The sequence below is a fragment of the Catellatospora sp. TT07R-123 genome (genome assembly GCF_018327705.1).
GTDB lineage: Bacteria > Actinomycetota > Actinomycetes > Mycobacteriales > Micromonosporaceae > Catellatospora.
Genome location: NZ_BNEM01000001.1, coordinates 3,642,575 through 3,660,692, shown reverse-complemented (window position 1 = coordinate 3,660,692; position 18,118 = coordinate 3,642,575). Strand labels below are relative to the sequence as shown.

Here is an 18,118-nt window from a genome sequence, read left to right as displayed (position 1 = left end):
GTTAGGACTCTTGACTGATCGTTGGCGCCGGGAGAAGGTCACCGGGAGGCAACGATGGGAGTTCATATGTTCCGTACTCTGCACCGTCCAGGGCTCGTCGGGGCGTTGGCCCTGGCCCTGGGGGCTGGCCTGGTGGCGGCCGTGCCCGCGCAGGCGGCCGGCAACGCCGCGGCCGACCAGGCGCCGAAGAAGGTCATCTCCGCGTACTTCGCCGACTGGGACGTCTACGGCCGGGGCTACTTCGTCAAGGACATCCCCGCCGACAAGCTCAACGTCATCCAGTACGCGTTCGGCGTGCCGACGTTCGACTCCGCCACCGGCGCGGTCGGCTGCGGCGTGCTCGACCCGTGGGCCGACTTCCAGCAGGTCTACTGGGGTCCGGAGAACACCGTGGACGGGGTTGCCGACAACTTCCCCGACCAGCGGCTCTACGGCAACTTCAACCAGCTGCGCAAGCTGAAGGCGGCCAACCCGCACCTGAAGATCGAGATCTCGCTGGGCGGCTGGACCAAGTCGACCTGGTTCTCCTCGGTCGCGGCCACCACCGAGCGCCGCCAGGCGTTCGTCGCGGCGTGCATCGACAGCTTCATCAAGGGGAACCTGCCGACCGGCGGCTGGCCGGAGAACGCCGGCGGTATCGGCGCCGCGGCGGGCATCTTCGACGGCATCGACCTGGACTGGGAGTACCCGACCCAGAAGGCCGACAGCAACGTGGACTACGGCCCGGCCGACCGCCACAACGCGACGTTGCTGGCCAAGGAGTTCCGCCGCCAGCTCGACGCGCAGGGCGCCGCCGACGGCAAGCACTACCTGCTCACCGCCGCCCTCCCGGCGGCCAAGAGCTCCACGAAGTACTACGAGCTGCGTGATTTCGCCAAGTCGATGGACTGGGTGAACATCATGACGTACGACTTCAACGTGCCCGGTGGGTCCGTGGCCGGCCCGAGCACGCTGTTCGGCCGTGACCCGCGCGACCCGCAGGCCGACGACCTGACCTGGAACACCGCCGGCACGGTGGCGTACTACCTGCTCAACGGCGTTCCGGCCAACAAGATCGTGGTCGGCGTGCCGTTCTACGGCGTGCAGTACGTCCGCAACCCCGGCGGCCTGTACGGCCCGTTCGACAACACCGGGCTCGACCCGGAGGCGGCGAACTGGGACGCCAAGCCGCAGCCGTCGTACCACGACCTCGTCGACGTGGCGGGTGTCGTCACCGCCGGCGGAGTCGGTCAGGGCGGGTACACCCGCAAGTGGAACCCGTTCGCGGGCGAGCCGTACCTGGTGAATCCCGCCGCGGTGCACACCCTGGGCGGCGAGCCGGTCACCGCGCCGACCACGATCGTCTACTCGGACCCGAAGTCGATCGCGGAGCGCACGGTCATGATCAAGGTGCTGGGCCTGCGCGGCGCCATGGCGTGGGAGCTCAGCCAGGACTCGAACGACCACGCGCTGATCGGCGCGCTGGGCCCGGTCCTGAACTGACCTGACAGCCCCGGCCGGTGCGCATCGTCGTGCGTACCGGCCGGGGCTTCGGCGTGTGATGCATGAACTCGGTCAATGGCGGTTCCGGTGCCCTGATTCCCGGTTGCCTAGGCGGCGACGCACTATTCGGCATGCCGCCTCTCGGGTGATGAACGACAGCACGTGCACTCGTGCGCATAAACGACGAGAAGCTGAATCTCGCTCGGATGCGCGGTGGTCGCGGGGCGGTGTTTCCGGCGAGACCACCGCCGGGTGTCCATACAGCAAGATGAGGGATGGCGTAACCGCACCTCAGGGCTGATCGTTGGTGGGACGGGACTAGACTCCGTGGTGCTCGTCGATGGCGATCCGGACCAAGCCTTGTGACCGCATCGTGGCTTGACCTGACCGCCGTCGCATCGGAGGCTGTCACGGGATGCTGCGCTTGTTGGGACTTACAGGTGACTCGCTTGGGTAGGACGGGGTCTCTTCTTCTCGCCCGTAGGCGATCGGCCGCGGAGCGAGGGGCGAGATGACGGAGGCGCTGCCGATGCCGGCGTGGGCGGGGCCCGCGCTGCGCCGCATCTACGCCGAACGGGCCTACTCCGAGCGCTATCGCAACGCCGACTTCGACTGGGACCTCTTCAACCCCGAGTGGTACTGCGCGCACAACTACCTGAAGCTTCGCGACGACGACACCGCCATCATGCGCAAGGTGGGCGAGTTCTTCAGCGGGGCATTGGCGCAATCGGCGCCGCGGCCGCGCGGGCTCGATGTGGGCAGCGGCCCGAACCTCTATCCGGCGATGGCGATGCTGCCGTTCTGCGAGTCGGTGGACCTGCGCGAGTATTCGCGTTCGAATGTGCGCTGGCTGTCCCGGCAGGCCCGTTACTACGACCGGCACTGGGATCAGTTCTGGAAGGTCTACCAGGACTTCTCCGGGTACGACAAGATCGGTAACCCGCGCCAGGCGCTCGCCAAGCGGGCGAGGATCGAGCGGGCGAGCATCTTTCACCTGCCCGAGCGGGAGTGGGATCTCGGCACCATGTTCTTCGTCGCCGAATCGCTCACTCGCGACCCGATGGAATTCTGGGCGGCGGCGCACGCCTTCATCCGCGCCCTGCGTCCCGGCGCCCCGTTCGCGGCCGCATTCATGGCCGACTCCGAGGGCTACACGGTGGACGACCGCTTCTTTCCGGCCGTTGCCGTCGGTCCGTCAGACGTGGAAGACTGTCTCTCCGTAGTGGCCGACAGAGTCGTGATCCAGATGGTGGAAACCAAGAGCCCCTTGCGTCGCGGATACGGCGGCATGATTCTCGCGATGGGAGTGGCGCGCTGAACTGACGGGACGGTGGCCGGGCATCCATGAAGATCGCGCCTAGACAGGAAATCCTCAGCATCTGGCGATCGGTTGTCCAGGCATCGTGGGAGGGCGGCGAATGGAGGTGGGGCGATCCTGAGGGCAGGAACTCCATTCTCGACGCCGAGCAGTTGCTGTGCATCATGCTGCCCGCCACGGAGGTGCCGCGCTTCCGGCTCGACGTCCCGGACGAGACCGAGGACGACGTGGCCGACGCGCTCAAGCGGCTCGGCTCGAAGGTGCAGATTCCCCAGGTGCTGGTGCGGGTGCTCACCGAATACCACAAGCGGTATTCGCGGGACGGCACGCCGATCTTCACCGCCGGCTCATACCTCTCCCCGCTGCCGAGCACCGGGGCGCTGAACGAGACGGAGCAGAGCTACGACATCGTCGAGAGCTTCGCCCTCTCTGTCACGCTGACCCTGGCCACGCTCGGCTTCTGCCAGGTCTACCGCGCCTCCGTGCAGTCCGACCGGCAGCACCGCCAGATCGACGAACTGATCACCCTGGCCAACGACCGGCTGACCGCGGCCATGATCGGCCTGCTGCGCAGCTTCACCGTGCTGGTGTACCACGTCGACTCCGACGAGGGACGGATCCTCACCCGGACGGTGAACCAGTCGGCCGAGGACCGGGACGTGGTGGTGCGCAAGCTGCGCGACAAGCTGCGGCCCACCATCGCCGGCCTGCGCGACCTCACCGTCGGCATCTCCAGCGTCAGCGGCATCGGCGAGGCCAAGAACCTGCTGGAGTGCGGCTGGTCCTGGGGGATCATCGACGAGTCCTCGAAGATCGATTTCGTCTCCCCGCGCTACCGCCAGGAACCCGGCTACGCCGTCGACGAGCCGTATCTCTACTTCACCGTGCAGGCCCTCGACGGCATCGCCGACCTGTTCTCCAGCCGCACCGTGCTGCTGGGCCTGCTCGACGAGGACCAGCTGCGCCTGCGCTCGGCGCTGCAACTGCGGTTCGAGCTGACGCAGAACTACTGGTGGACGGTGGCCGGTTTCGGCAGCGAGCGCTGGCCGCTGGAGGACCTGCCCTGGCGCACCACCGACAACATCGAATCCGACTACTTCAGTCTCCTGGTGACGTCGATCGCCACCCGCGGCCTGCTCGGTCAGCGCAGCAACGACGCGGATCTCGGCCGCCTGGGTCAGGTGCTCACCGAGCTCGCGAACCGGGCCCGGATCACCCGCCGGCCGTCGGAGAACGACGGCGCGGTGGCGCTGCACCAGCCCGGCGTCGGCATCGGCCTGAGCGGTTCCGAGAAGCGCGCGGTGGTGCAGTGGGTGGCTGCCGACTTCGCGCCGCTGCTGCTCAAACGGTCCATCCGCATCGCGCGCCACCTGCAGGACCCCCGTCTGCGAGCCCGGCAGCAGTCCACCGCCGACCAGGTGTGGGAGCACCTGGTGGAGCGGCGCATCGTCAAGGGCGAGGGGGCCGGGCTCTGGGACCAGCCGTCGCTGGTGTTCCCGGAGCTCACCGACGACGGCCGGCTCAGCTGGCACCACACCGTACGGGTGGTGGAGAGCCTGGTGTTCGCCGCCGACCTGGCCGTCACCCAGCCGCTCCCCAGCAGCGACCTGGAGGCGTACGCCCACGACCTGCTCTACGAGGCTGAGCATCTGCTCGACCGCGAGCGCCTGATCAACTCCACCATGCCGGGCACGAAGCTGGCGGACGCGCTCGAACGGCTCAAGATCCTGCTTCAGCGGGCGCGGCTGGTCGTCGAGGCCCGGCCCGGCACCAGCGTGGCGCTGGTCTCCGAGGTGCTGCGCGAGCTGGACAAGCTCGCGGCGGCGCGGGGCGACGAGACGGGAGGTCGATGACCATGCTGGTGCTGGCGACCTCCGACAAGGGGGGCACCGGCCGCTCGGTGACGAGCAGCAACCTGGTCTACCGCAGCGCCCTGGCCGGCCAGGATGTCTGCTATCTCGACTTCGACTTCGGCTCGCCGACCGCCGGGGCGATCTTCGGGGCCGCCGACGTCGAACGGGGCGTCGCGCGCGGCGGGCTGCACTCGTACCTGCGCGGCAGGTCGCCCGAGCCGATGCGGGTCAACGTGTGGGAGGCCTCTGAGCGGCTGCGCCGCGGCGGCCGGCCGCTGACCGCCGGGCGGCTGCAACTCGTCCCGGGAGACCGGGGCGGGGCGGAGTTCGCGGCGACGCCGGCGATCGTGCAGCGCTGCGTCGAGCTGCTGGTGCGGATGGAGGAGGAGTTCGCCCTCACGCTGATCGACCTCAGCGCCGGGCGCTCGTACGCCACCGACATCATGCTGGCCGCGCTGGCCAGCCGGGAGCTGCGCGGGGTGACGGCCCGCTGGCTGGTCTTCCACCGGTGGACGAGCCAGCACATCATCGCGGCGTCCGGTCTGGTCCACGGCGAGAAGGGGATCATCGAGATGGGGGAGAAGCGGGGGCACCGCCGCGAGGCGCTGGTCGAGTCGATCAGATTCGTGCGGACCGCGGTGGTCGACCCGTCCTCGGAGTCGCTGTCCGGGCTGCGCCCGCCGCAGCTGGTCTGGCTCCAGCGGCACAACAAGGAGCTGAAGCGCCTGGCCAGCGAGTCCCGGGTCGGCGAGGTGAACGTGATCGGGTCGGTGCCGCTGGACCCCGTGCTGCAATGGCAGGAGCAGCTGATCTCCGACGACGACACCGTCACCAAGGAGATCGCCAACGAGGACACCGTGGCCGCGTTCAAGGAGATCGCCCGGAAGCTCGTCGACGAGGCGTACTGGACCGGATCATGACCGAATCCGTGTTCGTGGAGAACAGCGCCAGCCCGAAGACCGACGAGCTGCCCCTGTCGCACCTGTCCATCGAGCTGGGCCATCTCTACATGGAAGACTTCATGGCCGGCTACGACCGCCTGCGGCAGATGTTCGTCCAGGTCAAGCCGTGGGCGGAGGCGGCCGAGGGCGCCTGCCGGGCGGTGGTGGGCGCCAAGGCGCGGATCAGCACCTGCTTCCTGATCGACGACTACTTCTCCCGGTTCGACAGCCCGCAGCGCATCGTGCCGATGCTGCAGGAGGCGGCTCGGGAGTCGAAGCTGACCATCGACTACCTGGCCCGCGAGTCGTCGTGCGCCGCCACCGGGTCGGTGCGGCCGGTGGACCTGGTGCACAGCCGGCTGGTGCCGGAGCCGGTGCCGGGCACCACCGGCGCCGAGCGGCCGGCGGTCGGGGACATCGGCTGGCTGTGCAACGGCCAGCGCTCGCCCGGGGTCGCCGCCATGGCTCAGGCGATGGACTGGGACGAGCCCTGGCAGCCGCCGCGGCAGAACGCGGTCGACAAGCATTCGATCTTCATGGACGTGCAGCTCTGGGACAAGCCGGAAGGCTGGGCGGAGGCGGACGGCGCCGGTGAATCGCGCCGCTGGTCCTGCCCGATGCTGGCCGCCGTGTGGCAGCTGCTGCGGCTGGGCCTGCTGCGCGACGAGGGCCGGGCCGTCGCGGCGCCGGTGCCGGCCCCCGAGCCGCTGCCGGAGTCCTGGGCGGACCTGCCCGCCGTGATCCGCCTCAACCCGAAGGCCAGGCCGTTCTTCGCCTACCGCACCTTCACCGCGATGAACTCCCGGTTCCTGCCGGTCGAGGACGCGGTGCGGACGATCCTGAGCCAGGTCGGGGTCGACCCGGCGGCCGACGCGCAGCTGGTAGCGCGCGCCACCGCCGACGGGCTGCGACTGCCGCGCGAGGTGCTGGGCCGCATCGACTACGCCTTCGTCGGCGCCTGGACCCCTGCCGCCGTCAGGTCAGCGGACTCGCCAGCTCCCACAGCTCGTTGAAGCGCTCGATGTTGCGCTCCACCTTCTGCCGGTTGGTGACCAGGTGAGTGTTGGCGATGCTGACCCGGCTGTGTTCGAGCAGCGGCGCCGACGGTGAGCTCTGGTAGCAGACCACCCGGTCGAAGATGATGACGTCGGCGATCGGGGGGATGAAGTTCGGCGACTGCGCGCTCACGTCCAGCGTGCGCACCTCGATCCTGAGGTCCTGGTGCATCCGCACCGTCCGCTGGAACTTCTCGTCGTCGGTCTGGGTGGGGCGGTCCAGGATGAAGATCCGGCGGATCTTGACGTTGCGGCGGATCGCCGCCTCCCGCTGGGCCTCCAGGTAGCGCTGGCCGAGATCGCTCTGCCAGAGGCTGCCGTCCAGGTAGTCCTGGCTGCCGCCGTCGATCGTGGTGCTGATCGCGTCCAGGCTGCGCCGGGCGTGCTTGGTCAGGCCGAGCAGCCAGTCGCGGTCCTCGCCGTCGTAGGTGACGTCACCGGACTCGGAGAACGTCTTGAACATCTCCGACAGGCGGTCGATCTCGGCTGCCGCCAGGTCGTTGACGAGTTCGGGCAGGCGCTTGATCTGCGTCGCGCGGGCGACGAGCTCGGTGATCTTCTCGGTGTTGAGCTGCGACGCCTCGACCGCGCCGAACAGGTCCGTGGCCTGGCTGATCCGCCGGAAGCTGGCCACCAGCTCGACCTCCAGCCGGGCCAGCCGGCGCTCCACGTCGTAGAGGAACTGCACCATGAACGCGACGCCGGCCACGAACAGCGAGGCCCCGAAGCTCGCGATGAGCTGCCGGTCGTCCTTCCACTCGTCGAGCAGGAACGTCACCAGGAAGGTGATGGAGAAGAACGCCAGGCTGATCAGGATCTTCATCGGGGTGCGGATGACGTGCTCGTTATGCTGCGACATGGTGCCCCCTGTCACTGCCGGTGGACCCGTGCGGCGATCAGGGCCAGCGAGAGCTGGTCGCGCACCCGGTCCACGTTGGTCTGCCACTGGCGGCTCAGGCCGGGCCGCCGCTCCACGTCCTGCCAGAACCGGGCCAGCGCCGCACTGACGCGGGCCGCGGGCATCCACAGGTGCAGCAGGTAGTCGACGGCCGGTTCCAGCCGTGCCACCACCCGGTCCCGTGTCGCCGAACCGGCGGGAACTCGGCCGACCAGCGACAGCAGTGTCGTGAGCAGCCAGTCGTGCAGTGCGATGTCCTCGCACAGGTGGGCCACCGCCGTGGCGTCGGCGCCGATGCCGGGCAGCCTGACGGTGCGGTGCCTCTCCTCGTCGACGAGCGTGAACTGGAACTCCTCGGCGCCGGAGACGACCCAGCGCAGGTGGGTGCGCTGCGACTCGAAGGGCTTGCGGCGGTCGACGTGCTCGCTCTGCTGCACCCGGTCGATGGTCCCGTCGCTGATCGCGCTCAGGTTCAGCAGCTGCGGTTCCGTCCGCGGCTGGAGGTGGCCGGCGGCGAGGTCGGCGTCGGCGTTGCGGCCGTACAGCTCGATCACGCCGGGCTGGGCCAGGTAGTGCGACCACGGCAGGCGGCGGCCGCCGTCGACCGGGCGCAGCCGGGTGTACGAGGAGCCCTGCACGATCTGGCCGCCGGTGATGACCCCGCGGGAGAGCACGGTGCCGACGCCGTGCGTGACGACCGGACTGGGCCGCAGGCCCCGGCGGGAGACCGCCGGCAGGTCGCAGTCGATCCCGGTCAGCTGCGGCGGCGACACCGCGTACGAGTTGGGGCGCGCGGATCGCAGCACCCGCTCCCCGACCGTGAAGGCGAGCAGGTCGGCGGCGGTCCGGGCGGTCACGGCACTGGAGTGCTGCAGCAGCGCGGTGCTGACCTCGCCCAGGATGACGTCGGCGTCCCCGTTCGCGGTCGTCAAACCGGGCCTCCTCGGCAGTTGATCGATTGATTTCACTCCATGATGCCTGCTGGAGGCAAGGGCCCGTGTGGTCATGTCCAACGGGCGGTTTCCGTTATCTATACGGAGAGTTACCAAACCAAGCGCTCGTTCAGGCAATTGCTTGATGTAAGTTAATCTAATCGCATGGTGACCTCACCAAAGGCATCGATAACCGTCTTGGGCGCTGGCGTGTCCGGCCTGACCACAGCCATTTGTCTGGCTGAGAGCGGGCACCGGGTGCGGGTGCGCGCCGCACTGCCGCCGGACCGGACCACCTCGGCTTGCGCCGGAGCAAGCTGGGGACCGTACATGGTCAGTGACGCCCGTGTACTCGACTGGAGCATCGCCACCCTGCGTGAGTTCGAGCGGCTGCCCGAGGGCCGCGGTGTGCGCTTCGTGCGCGGGATGGAGGCGTCCCCCGACGACGAAGTCAAGCCGCCGGAATGGGTGACTGCGATGCGTGACTATCGGCTTTGCGACAGGGACGCGCTGCCCGAGGGTTACGCCCTTGGCTGGTGGTTCACCATTCCACTCGTCGACATGCCCGTATACCTGAGGCATCTCACCGAGCGGCTGGCGGCGCTGGGCGTCGGGATCGAGGTGCTGCCCCGGCCGTTGGCCGCCTTCGCCGAGCTGGACGATCCGGGCATCCTGATCAACTGCACCGGCCTGGGCTCGCGGCTGCTGGTCGAGGACAGCGGGCTGGAGGCCACCCGCGGGCAGCTCGTCGTGGTGGAGGACCCGGGCCTCGACTGGTTCTTCCAGGACGACCGGGAGGAGGGCGAGCTGACCTACTTCCTGCCGCACGGCAGGCATGTGGTCCTGGGCGGATACGCGGAGCCGTACCACGGGGACCCGGCGGAGCTGCGGCCCGACCCGGAGATCGCGCGGCGGATCGTCGAGCGCTGCGCGGCGATCGAGCCGCGCCTGGCCGGGGCCGTCAAGATCGAGGACCGGGTGGGGCTGCGGCCCAACCGCAAGAGCGGCATCCGGATCGAGGCCGAGCTGGTGGACGGGGTCACCGTGATCCACAACTACGGGCACGCCGGCTCGGGGGTGACCCTGTCCTGGGGGTGCGCCCAGGAGGTGTCGCGGCTGGTCCGCGAGCTGTGAGCGAAAACCGCTGGTCGACACGGGCGGGGAACGGCATATCCTTGCGGCTGTCATGACACCGCAGTCCCGCCCTCCCCAGCCCGCCAGCCCGCTCGTCGAGCTGCGCCGACGCGTCGACCAGCTGATGCCGCAAGACCGGCGCAGGCTCACCCGGCGCCTCGACGGCGTACGCAAGACCCGTGCCGGAGAGGCGCTGGACGCCGCCGTGGCGCAGATCACCGAGGCGGTGGCGCAGGCGGAGCAGAAGCTCGCCGCGCGGGCCGCCGCGCTGCCCGCCATCACATACCCGGCCGAGCTGCCGGTCAGCCAGAAGCGCGACGACATCGCCGCCGCGATCCGCGACCACCAGGTCGTGATCGTGGCCGGTGAGACCGGCTCCGGCAAGACCACCCAGCTGCCGAAGATCTGCCTGGAGCTGGGCCGCGGCGTGCGCGGCCTGATCGGGCACACCCAGCCCCGGCGGCTCGCCGCCCGCACCGTGGCCGAGCGCATCGCCGAGGAGGTCGGGGTGCCGCTGGGCGGCACCGTCGGCTGGAAGGTGCGCTTCACCGACCAGGTCGGCGACGAGACCATGGTCAAGCTGATGACCGACGGCATCCTGCTCGCCGAGATCCAGCACGACCGGACGCTCTCGCAGTACGACACGCTGATCATCGACGAGGCGCACGAGCGCAGCCTCAACATCGACTTCATTCTCGGGTACCTCAAGCAGCTGCTGCCCAAGCGGCCCGACCTCAAGGTGGTCATCACCTCGGCGACGATCGACCCGGAGCGGTTCGCGGCCCACTTCGCCGGGCCGGACGGGCCCGCCCCGATCATCGAGGTCTCCGGCCGCACCTACCCCGTCGAGGTCCGCTACCGCCCGCTGGTGGTCGAGGGCGACGAGGAGGACGGCGACGAGGAGCGCGACCAGATCCAGGCGATCTCCGACGCCGTCGACGAGCTGGCCGCGGAGCGGGCGGGCGACGTCCTGGTCTTCCTCAGCGGCGAGCGCGAGATCCGCGACACCGCCGAGGCGCTGCGCAAACGCAACCTGCGCCACACCGAGATCCTGCCGCTGTACGCCCGGCTGTCCACCGCCGAGCAGCACCGGGTCTTCCAGCCGCACACCGGGCGGCGCATCGTGCTGGCCACCAACGTCGCCGAGACCTCGCTGACCGTCCCGGGCATCAAGTACGTCGTCGACCCCGGCACGGCGCGCATCTCCCGCTACAGCAACCGGCTGAAGGTGCAGCGGCTGCCGATCGAGGCGGTCTCGCAGGCGTCGGCCAACCAGCGCAAGGGCCGGTGCGGCCGCACGTCGGACGGCATCTGCATCCGGCTCTACGACGAGCTGGACTTCACCAACCGGCCGGAGTTCACCGAGCCGGAGATCCTGCGTACCAACCTGGCCTCGGTCATCCTCCAGATGATCTCGCTGGGCCTGGGCGACATCGCGGCGTTCCCGTTCATCGACCCGCCGGACCGGCGCCACATCGCCGACGGCATGGACCTGCTGCACGAGCTGGGCGCCCTGGAGGCGCCGATGCGCGGCGAGCCCGGCCGCCTCACGCCGCTGGGCCGCCGCCTGGCGCAGCTGCCGGTCGACCCGCGCCTGGGCCGGATGGTGCTGGAGGCGGAGAAGAACGGCTGCCTGCGCGAGGTCCTGATCATCACGGCGGCGCTGTCCATCCAGGACCCGCGCGAGCGGCCCGCCGACCGGCAGCAGGCCGCTGCCGAGAAGCACGCCCGCTTCGCCGACGAGGGCTCGTCGGACTTCATGGCCTTCCTCAACCTGTGGAACTACGTACGCGAGCAGCAGCGCGAGCTGTCGTCCAACCAGTTCCGCCGCCTGTGCAAGACCGAGTTCCTGCACTACCTGCGCATCCGCGAGTGGCAGGACCTGGAGTCGCAGCTGCGCCAGGTCGCCAAGCAGCTCGGCGCCGTGCTCAACACCGCGCCGGCCGAGCCCGCCACCGTGCACCAGGCGCTTCTTTCCGGTCTGCTGTCGCACCTGGGCTTCTACGATGCGGAGAAGCGGGACTTCCTCGGCGCCCGAGGGGCCCGCTTCTCGCTGTTCCCGGGGTCGGCGCTGTTCAAGAAGTCGCCGCGCTGGGTGATGGCCGCCGAACTCGTCGAGACCTCGCGGCTGTGGGGCCGGGTCGCGGCGAAGATCGAGCCGGAGTGGGCCGAGACCCTGGCCCCGCACCTGGTCAAGCGGCAGTACAGCGAACCGCACTGGGAGAAGAAGCAGGCCTCCGTCGTCGCGTACGAGAAGGTGCTGCTCTACGGCCTGCCCATCGTCGCCAAGCGCAAGGTGAACTTCGGCCGCATCGACCCGGTGCTGTCCCGCGAGCTGTTCATCCGGCACGCGCTGGTCGAGGGCGACTGGGAGACCCACCACGACTTCTTCCACGCCAACCGCGCGCTGCTGGCCGAGGTCGAAGAGCTGGAGCACCGGGTACGCCGCCGCGACATCCTCGTCGACGACGAGACCCTGTTCTCCTTCTACGACAACCGGCTGCCCGCCGACGTCGTCTCCGGTCAGCACTTCGACACCTGGTGGAAGTCGGCCCGGCGCAAGACCCCCGACCTGCTCAGCTTCGAGAAGTCGATGCTGGTCAACGCGGCTGCGGGCGGCGTCGAGGAGGAGGACTACCCGGACGCCTGGCAGCAGGGACGGTTCGAGCTGCCGCTGACGTACCAGTTCGAGCCCGGCGCCGACGCCGACGGCGTGACCGTGCACATCCCGCTGCCGCTGCTCAACCAGATCAGCCCGGCCGGGTTCGACTGGCAGATCCCCGGCCTGCGCGAGGAGCTGGCGATCGCGCTGGTGCGCTCGCTGCCCAAGGCCGACCGCCGCAACTTCGTGCCGGTGCCCGACTACGTCCGCGAGGCGCTGGCCGGGGTCAAGCAGAGCGAGGAACCGCTGGTGGCGGTGCTGGAGCGGCAGCTGCGCACGATGACCGGCGTGGTCGTCTCGCGCGGCAGCTGGGAGCCGGACAAGGTGCCCGAGCACCTGAAGATGACGTACCGGGTCGAGGACGAGCACGGCAAGACCCTGGCCGAGGGCAAGGACCTGCCCGAGCTCAAGCGGCGCCTGCGCGACAAGGCGCAGCAGGCCGTCGCCGCGGCCGCCGACGACCTGGAGATGCACGGCCTGACCGCCTGGAGCATGGGCCCGCTGGCCCGCACGGTCGAGCGCAAGCGCGGCGGGTACGACGTCAAGGGCTACCCGGCGCTGGTCGACGAGGGCGCCGCGGTCGGGGTCAAGGTCTTCGACTCCGCCGGTGAGCAGTGGAACGCGATGTGGCGGGGCACCCGGCGGCTGGTGCTGCTGGCCGCGCCGCCGCCGCTGAAGTCGATCCAGGGCCGCCTGTCCAACCAGGCCAAGCTGGCGCTGTCGCGCAACCCGCACGGGGGCGTCGCGCCGCTGCTGGAGGACGTGGTCACCGCCGCGGTCGACAAGGTGATCATCGAGGCGGGCGGCCCGGCCTGGGATGCCGACGCGTTCGCGGCCCTGGCCGCCAAGGCCCGCGCGCAGCTGCCGGCATCGGTCCTGGAGATCCTCCAGCAGCTCGAACCGGTCCTCGCGACCTGGTTCGAGATCGACCGGAAGCTGAAGTCGATCACCAACGTGCTGCTGGTCCGGTCGGTCTCCGACATCCGGTCCCAGCTGACCGCGCTGGTCTACCCCGGGTTCGTGGCCGGCACGGGGCTGCGCCGCCTGTCCGACCTGGTCCGCTACCTGCGCGCCATCGAGCAGCGGCTGGCCAAGCTGGCCGAGCAGCCGCAGCGCGACCGCGAGAAGCTGCTGCTGCTCGAAGACGTGCTGCACGAGTACGACGAGGCCAAGGCATCGGTGCGCCCCGGCGCCCCGGGCTGGGACACCGTGGTCGAGGTGCGCTGGATGATCGAGGAGCTGCGGGTCAGCTACTTCGCGCAGACCCTCGGCACGCCGTACCCGGTCTCGGACAAGCGGATCTATCGAGCACTGGCCACGATCCCCGCGAGCTGACTAGGCTTGATCGACGGGGGTCGCTGTGCCAACTTTTGTCGAATCACCGTCTGCATTGGAGCGATCACTGTCGGATTAGCGTTACCCTGTCGCCAAACGCGCGAGCGGGGGTGGACGTGAGATCCTTTTCCGACGTTCGGCTGATTCGCATCGTGGTCGTCCCACTGGCCATGTCGCTGCTGGCACTGCTGCCGGTCGCGGAGGCCGCCGCCGCGCCGGGCGGCGGGGACGGCCGGTCCACCGGCGGTATCCCGGCGGCGACGTGGACTGTCATGCGCCGGCAGGAGGCCCTCCAGCCGGTGGTCGACCGCCTCTACCGGGAGATCGACGGCGCACCCGGCGGGTTCGTCAGCCTGGCCTTCGAGGGTGACGGCGTCTCGGTCTACTGGAAGGGCGAGCTGACCCCCGGCATGGCGCGGGCGGTCGCCGAGGCGCGCTCGCTCGGCAGGGTCAGGGTCAGGCCAGCGCCGTACTCGAAGCGCGAACTCGAAGCCGCCGCCGCCGAGATCGAAGCCGCCGCGACCGCCGCCGGCGCGGACCTTCAGGAGATCTCCGTCCGCTACGACGGGACGGGGCTGGACGTGGTCAGGATGGACGGGGTGACGGCGGCCCGGGTGCGCGCGAGATCGGCCAGCCCGGCGCCGGCACGGACGTCGATCGACGGGCTGATCTCCGAGCTGGGCCTCTCGGTCCCGGTCCGCGTCACCGCGGGTCGCGGCCCGCTGCGGCTGGCCTCCTGCGATGTCGTGTGCAGCCGCCTGGACGACACGGCCCCCTGGAACGGCGGCACCAGGATCAGGATCCCGGGAACCGCCAAGGGCACCCTCGGGTGCACCTCCGGCTTCGGCGTGCTGAAGGGCGGGCAGTCTTACCTGCTCACCGCCTCCCACTGCATGAACCCGACCAACGTCGCTTACGACTACGCGAACGAGCGCATCGGCGGCGTGTACGCCGACAACTGGGATCACGACATCACGATGATCAACGCGCGCGGCAGCGCGATGATCTTCGATGGGCCCGCCGCGACCAGCAACACGAAGGTCGTGCGCAGCTCCGGCGGGGTGGTCGTCAACGAACTGCTGTGCCAGTCAGGCTCGACGAGCGGAGTGCTCTGCGGCCTGAAGACGCAGGCAGGCTCGTACACTGCCTACGGTTGTGACTCGGACGACGACTGCTTCAGCATGCACGACCTGAGCAGGGCGGCACAGGTGGACGGGCTCCAGTCCTGTCGCGAGGGCGACAGCGGCGGGCCGGTCTACTCCCTGGACGGCTCAGGCGTACGGGTGAAGGGGACAGTCACCGCCTATTCCGTCACGGACTCGTCCCTCCTGTACTACCAGGACTGGACGACCATCGCGTCGGACTTCGGGGTCACCGCCAAAACGAACTGAACCATGCCTGGGCGAGAGGTCATGGCGCTTGGTCAGGGAACGGTTCTGTTAACAGGTGTTCAGGAGCTGGACAATGCAAAGGTCACGCGGTGCCGGTGAAATCGGATCCCGGCCCGGCAGGCTCTCCCGAGCCGTCGTCATTCTGGGCCTGACCGCCCTTCTCGTAAACGCGTGCGGCACGCCGGACACCGACGGCGGTGCGGCGGTGCCATGGGTGGCGGCGAGCGGCAATGTGGCCGACGCGCGATGCCCGGACACGTATCCGCTCGGTCCGTCGACCGACACCCGGCCGGACGGCCCGCTGGTCGCGACGGGGCCGACCGCGGCCGTGCTGTGCACGTACTCGCCCGGCGACTCCGGCGGCGCCGTCGCGCTGAGCCGGTCCCGGAACGTCGACGCGGCGGCCGCCGACGCCGTGGCCGCCCTCCTCAACCGGCTGCCGAACGCGGAGAAGGCGTTCGACGGCCAGGCCGAGCCGGTGTGCGCGGCCGTCGCCGGCGACCAGTACAACGTCGTGCTGGCCTACCGCCAGTACGACCCCATGGTGGTGCGGGTCAACGCCAACTGCGGCAGCGTCGCGCACGCGGGTGCGGTGCGGTACCTGACCGGCCAGAACAGTCTGAAGGCGCTGCTGGCGCTGCTGGGCGGCTGAACGCGGGCACGACTCCGGCGCGGGCGCTGTGCGCCCGCGCCGGACCGTGTCAGCGCAGCTCGGCGAGCAGCGACTCGACCTCGGCGAACGCCGCCTCGGGCAGCGGACCGAGGGCCAGGGTGGCGAAGTTCTCCTCCGCCTGGGCGACCGTGCGGACACCCGGGATCGGCAGCGTCCACGGGCTGCGAGCCAGCAGCCAGCCCAGCGCCCCCTGGGTGAGCGTCCGGCCGTCGGCGGTCAGCGCCTGCCGGACCCGGTCGACGAGCTCGGCCCACTGCGGGGTCGGCACGCCGTCGGTGAAGTACTGCAGCCACTCCGGGGACTTGCCGCGCACGTCGTCGCCGCCGATCCGTCCTGCGGCACCGTGGTACTTGCCGGTGAGCAGGCCCATCGCCAGCGGCCCGCGGTTGATCCCGGCCAGCTCGTACCGGGCCAGCACGTCGACCATGGCCGCGTTGTCGTTCAGCACCGAGTGGTCGTACTGGACCGCCGCGCAGTTCGGCCCCGCCTCGGCGAAGGCGGCGGCGCGCTCCGGGTCGTCGGTGCTCCAGCCGTACGCCCGGATGCGGCCCTGGGCGACCAGCTTCTCCAGCGGGTCCACCAGCTCCAGCGCCTGCTCGGTCGGCAGGTGGCCCAGGTGCAGCTGGTACAGGTCCAGATAGTCGGTGCCGAGCCGGTCGAGGACGCCATCCAGGCAGCTGAGCATGTACTCCGGGGTGCCGTCCGCGCCGGTGGCCAGCCGCGTCTGCTCCTCGAAGGTGTTGCCGAACTTGCTGGCGACGACCACACTGTCGCGCCGCCCGCCCAGGGCCCGGCCGAGCACCCGCTCGCTGTGCCCGGCGCCGTAGTTGCTCGCGGTGTCGAAGAAGGTGACGCCGAGGTCCAGTGCCCGGTGCACGGCGCGGACCGACTCGTCGTCGTCGACCTCGCCCCACCCGTACGGCTGCCCGTCCTCGCCCCACAGCGGGCCCCCGATGGCCCAGCAGCCCAGGCCCAGTGCGCTGACCTCGATGCCGCTGCGACCCAGTTTCCGTGTCGTCATGTCGGCCAGCCTGGCACCTGGAGTGCGCTCCAGGTCAAGCTACGGTGGTGCGGTGACCCGATACACCCCCGCCGAAGCCGTCCAGCGCAGTGGTTTCAGCCTCGACACGCTGCGCTACTACGAGCGCATCGGTCTGCTGGAAGGCATCGACCGTACCGCCGGCGGCCGCCGCGTCTTCTCCGACGACGACCTGGGCTGGCTCGGCCTGCTGCGCTGCCTGCGCGACACCGGCATGCCGATCAACGCGATGTGCCGGTTCGCCGAGCTCGCCCGGCAGGGCGACGAGACCATCGCCGACCGGGTGGAACTCCTGGAACAGCACGGTGCCTCGGCGGAGGCCCAGCTGGAGCTGCTGCTGCGGCAGCACGAGTACCTGCGGAACAAGATCGCGTACTACCGCACGCTCCTGCCCACCGCGGCGTAGGGCGACAAGGAAGGGCACCTTCGCCGGTTCGCTGCGCGAGCGGGAAGGTGCCCTTCTGTACGGGCGGGTCAGCGCTGGCCGGGCGGTTCCGGCGGGGTGAGCATGACCGTGGCCTCGTCGGGCAGCGGCGGGGGCACGGCGGCGCCGGGCCTGGCCGACGGCGGTGCGGCAGCCGGTGGCGCGACCGGGACAGTCGGTGCCGCCGCCGTCGGTGCCGCCGCCATCGGTGGTGCCGCCGTCGGTGGTGCCGCCGGGGCGGGAGCCGACGGGGTCATCGCGGCCGGGGGCGGGTTCGGGTTGCGGCGGGGCAGCGGCGGGGCGCCGCCGACCGGCATCGTCGGGGCCGAGGTGGACACCGTCGGCGCGGCCGGGGCCACGGGGGCCGCCGGTGCGGGCGGGGCGGGCGGGCTCGGCGGGGCCACCGGGGTCGCCCGCGGGTAGTGCAGCGACGGCGCCGCGACGTCGGGCAGCGCGTACGGGTCGGCGGGCATCGAGGTCAGCTGCCGGGTCGGGTCGGTCGGCGCGCCCGGCTGGCGCTGCTGCTGCGGCGGATACTGCTGGGGGTACGCCTGCTGCGGGAACTCCGGCTGCGGGTCGGCGTGCCGGCGCCAGCGGCGCGGGCTGGCGATCGTGGCCAGCAGCGGCACGCCCAGCAGTGCGCCGAGCCCGAGCTGGCCCACGGCGCCGGCCAGGTGGATGTCGATCAGCGCGAACGTGTCCAGGTAGGACCGCTGGTCGGCCAGGGCCCAGCCGCTGGTGCCGAGGAACGCGATGCCCGCCAGCCCCGGGCCGACCGGCGACAGCCGGGCCATGACCAGGACGGCGTACAGGATTCCGGCCAGCAGCAGCGCACCGAGCGCCGCTCCGGCGTCGAGCACCGCGTCGGCGGCGCCACCGGCCGCCATCGTGGTGCCCCAGGCGCTCAGGCCCGTGCCGGTCAACAGGAAGATCGCGGGTGCGAAGACGAGCGAAAGCAGCAACGATCCTAGATGACGCACC

At 70.5% G+C, this 18,118-nt stretch carries 14 protein-coding genes; 10 read left to right on the top strand and 4 right to left on the bottom strand.

Annotation, left to right across the window (positions count from 1 at the left end; translation table 11 throughout):
* The first annotated feature begins 66 nt into the window (after positions 1–66).
* The 5 genes from Cs7R123_RS15650 to Cs7R123_RS15630 all read left to right on the top strand — a co-directional run bounded on the left by Cs7R123_RS15650 (position 67) and on the right by Cs7R123_RS15630 (position 6,607).
* A complete protein-coding gene (locus Cs7R123_RS15650) occupies positions 67–1,482 on the top strand; it encodes a glycoside hydrolase family 18 protein (RefSeq protein WP_212827264.1) in 1,416 nt (471 codons plus the stop codon).
* A gap of 511 nt (positions 1,483–1,993) precedes the next feature.
* Positions 1,994–2,800, top strand: coding sequence for an SCO2525 family SAM-dependent methyltransferase (locus Cs7R123_RS15645; protein WP_212827262.1), 807 nt, complete (start codon positions 1,994–1,996; stop codon positions 2,798–2,800).
* Positions 2,801–2,826: 26 nt separating this feature from the next.
* On the top strand, positions 2,827–4,653 hold the full coding sequence (locus Cs7R123_RS15640; protein WP_244871847.1) for an SCO2524 family protein: 1,827 nt from the start codon (positions 2,827–2,829) through the stop codon (positions 4,651–4,653).
* Entirely contained in the window at positions 4,650–5,573 is a 924-nt protein-coding gene (locus Cs7R123_RS15635) for an SCO2523 family variant P-loop protein (RefSeq protein ID WP_308442885.1), read from the top strand. The genes Cs7R123_RS15640 and Cs7R123_RS15635 overlap by 4 nt, the downstream gene beginning before the upstream one ends.
* Positions 5,570–6,607: an SCO2522 family protein gene (locus Cs7R123_RS15630; protein ID WP_212827258.1), complete on the top strand. Its 1,038-nt coding sequence runs from the start codon at positions 5,570–5,572 to the stop codon at positions 6,605–6,607. The genes Cs7R123_RS15635 and Cs7R123_RS15630 overlap by 4 nt, the downstream gene beginning before the upstream one ends.
* Here the strand turns inward: Cs7R123_RS15630 and Cs7R123_RS15625 are convergent.
* Together Cs7R123_RS15625 and Cs7R123_RS15620 are read right to left on the bottom strand one after the other, a co-directional pair.
* Entirely contained in the window at positions 6,570–7,508 is a 939-nt protein-coding gene (locus tag Cs7R123_RS15625; protein ID WP_212827256.1) for a hypothetical protein, read from the bottom strand. The genes Cs7R123_RS15630 and Cs7R123_RS15625 overlap by 38 nt on opposite strands.
* An 11-nt stretch (positions 7,509–7,519) precedes the next feature.
* The gene (locus Cs7R123_RS15620) at positions 7,520–8,479 is read right to left on the bottom strand and encodes an SCO2521 family protein (RefSeq protein WP_212827254.1); all 960 of its coding nucleotides are present in this window, start codon (positions 8,477–8,479) and stop codon (positions 7,520–7,522) included.
* A 165-nt stretch (positions 8,480–8,644) separates the two neighbouring features.
* Between Cs7R123_RS15620 and Cs7R123_RS15615 the strand changes: the two genes are divergently transcribed.
* The 4 genes from Cs7R123_RS15615 (at position 8,645) to Cs7R123_RS15600 (ending at position 15,653) form a co-directional block, all read left to right on the top strand.
* Complete coding sequence (locus Cs7R123_RS15615) at positions 8,645–9,613, top strand: FAD-dependent oxidoreductase (RefSeq protein ID WP_212827252.1); 969 nt, start codon at positions 8,645–8,647, stop codon at positions 9,611–9,613.
* Between the two features lie 52 nt (positions 9,614–9,665).
* Positions 9,666–13,610 carry an ATP-dependent RNA helicase HrpA gene (gene hrpA, locus Cs7R123_RS15610; protein WP_212827250.1) on the top strand — a complete coding sequence of 1,315 codons (3,945 nt, stop codon included), beginning with the start codon at positions 9,666–9,668 and terminating at the stop codon, positions 13,608–13,610.
* Between the two features lie 152 nt (positions 13,611–13,762).
* A complete protein-coding gene (locus Cs7R123_RS15605) occupies positions 13,763–15,001 on the top strand; it encodes a hypothetical protein (RefSeq protein ID WP_212827248.1) in 1,239 nt (412 codons plus the stop codon).
* A gap of 232 nt (positions 15,002–15,233) precedes the next feature.
* A complete protein-coding gene (locus Cs7R123_RS15600; protein ID WP_212827247.1) occupies positions 15,234–15,653 on the top strand; it encodes a hypothetical protein in 420 nt (139 codons plus the stop codon).
* A 49-nt stretch (positions 15,654–15,702) separates the two neighbouring features.
* Here Cs7R123_RS15600 and Cs7R123_RS15595 read toward each other — a convergent pair whose 3' ends face one another.
* The gene (locus Cs7R123_RS15595; protein ID WP_212827245.1) at positions 15,703–16,695 is read right to left on the bottom strand and encodes an aldo/keto reductase; all 993 of its coding nucleotides are present in this window, start codon (positions 16,693–16,695) and stop codon (positions 15,703–15,705) included.
* 52 nt (positions 16,696–16,747) lie between these two features.
* Here Cs7R123_RS15595 and Cs7R123_RS15590 point away from each other — a divergent pair, with 52 nt between their 5' ends.
* The gene (locus Cs7R123_RS15590; RefSeq protein WP_212827243.1) at positions 16,748–17,119 is read left to right on the top strand and encodes a MerR family transcriptional regulator; all 372 of its coding nucleotides are present in this window, start codon (positions 16,748–16,750) and stop codon (positions 17,117–17,119) included.
* A 68-nt stretch (positions 17,120–17,187) separates the two neighbouring features.
* Here the strand turns inward: Cs7R123_RS15590 and Cs7R123_RS15585 are convergent, their stop codons facing one another.
* Entirely contained in the window at positions 17,188–18,099 is a 912-nt protein-coding gene (locus tag Cs7R123_RS15585) for a hypothetical protein (RefSeq protein ID WP_212827241.1), read from the bottom strand.
* Between the last annotated feature and the right edge of the window lie 19 nt (positions 18,100–18,118).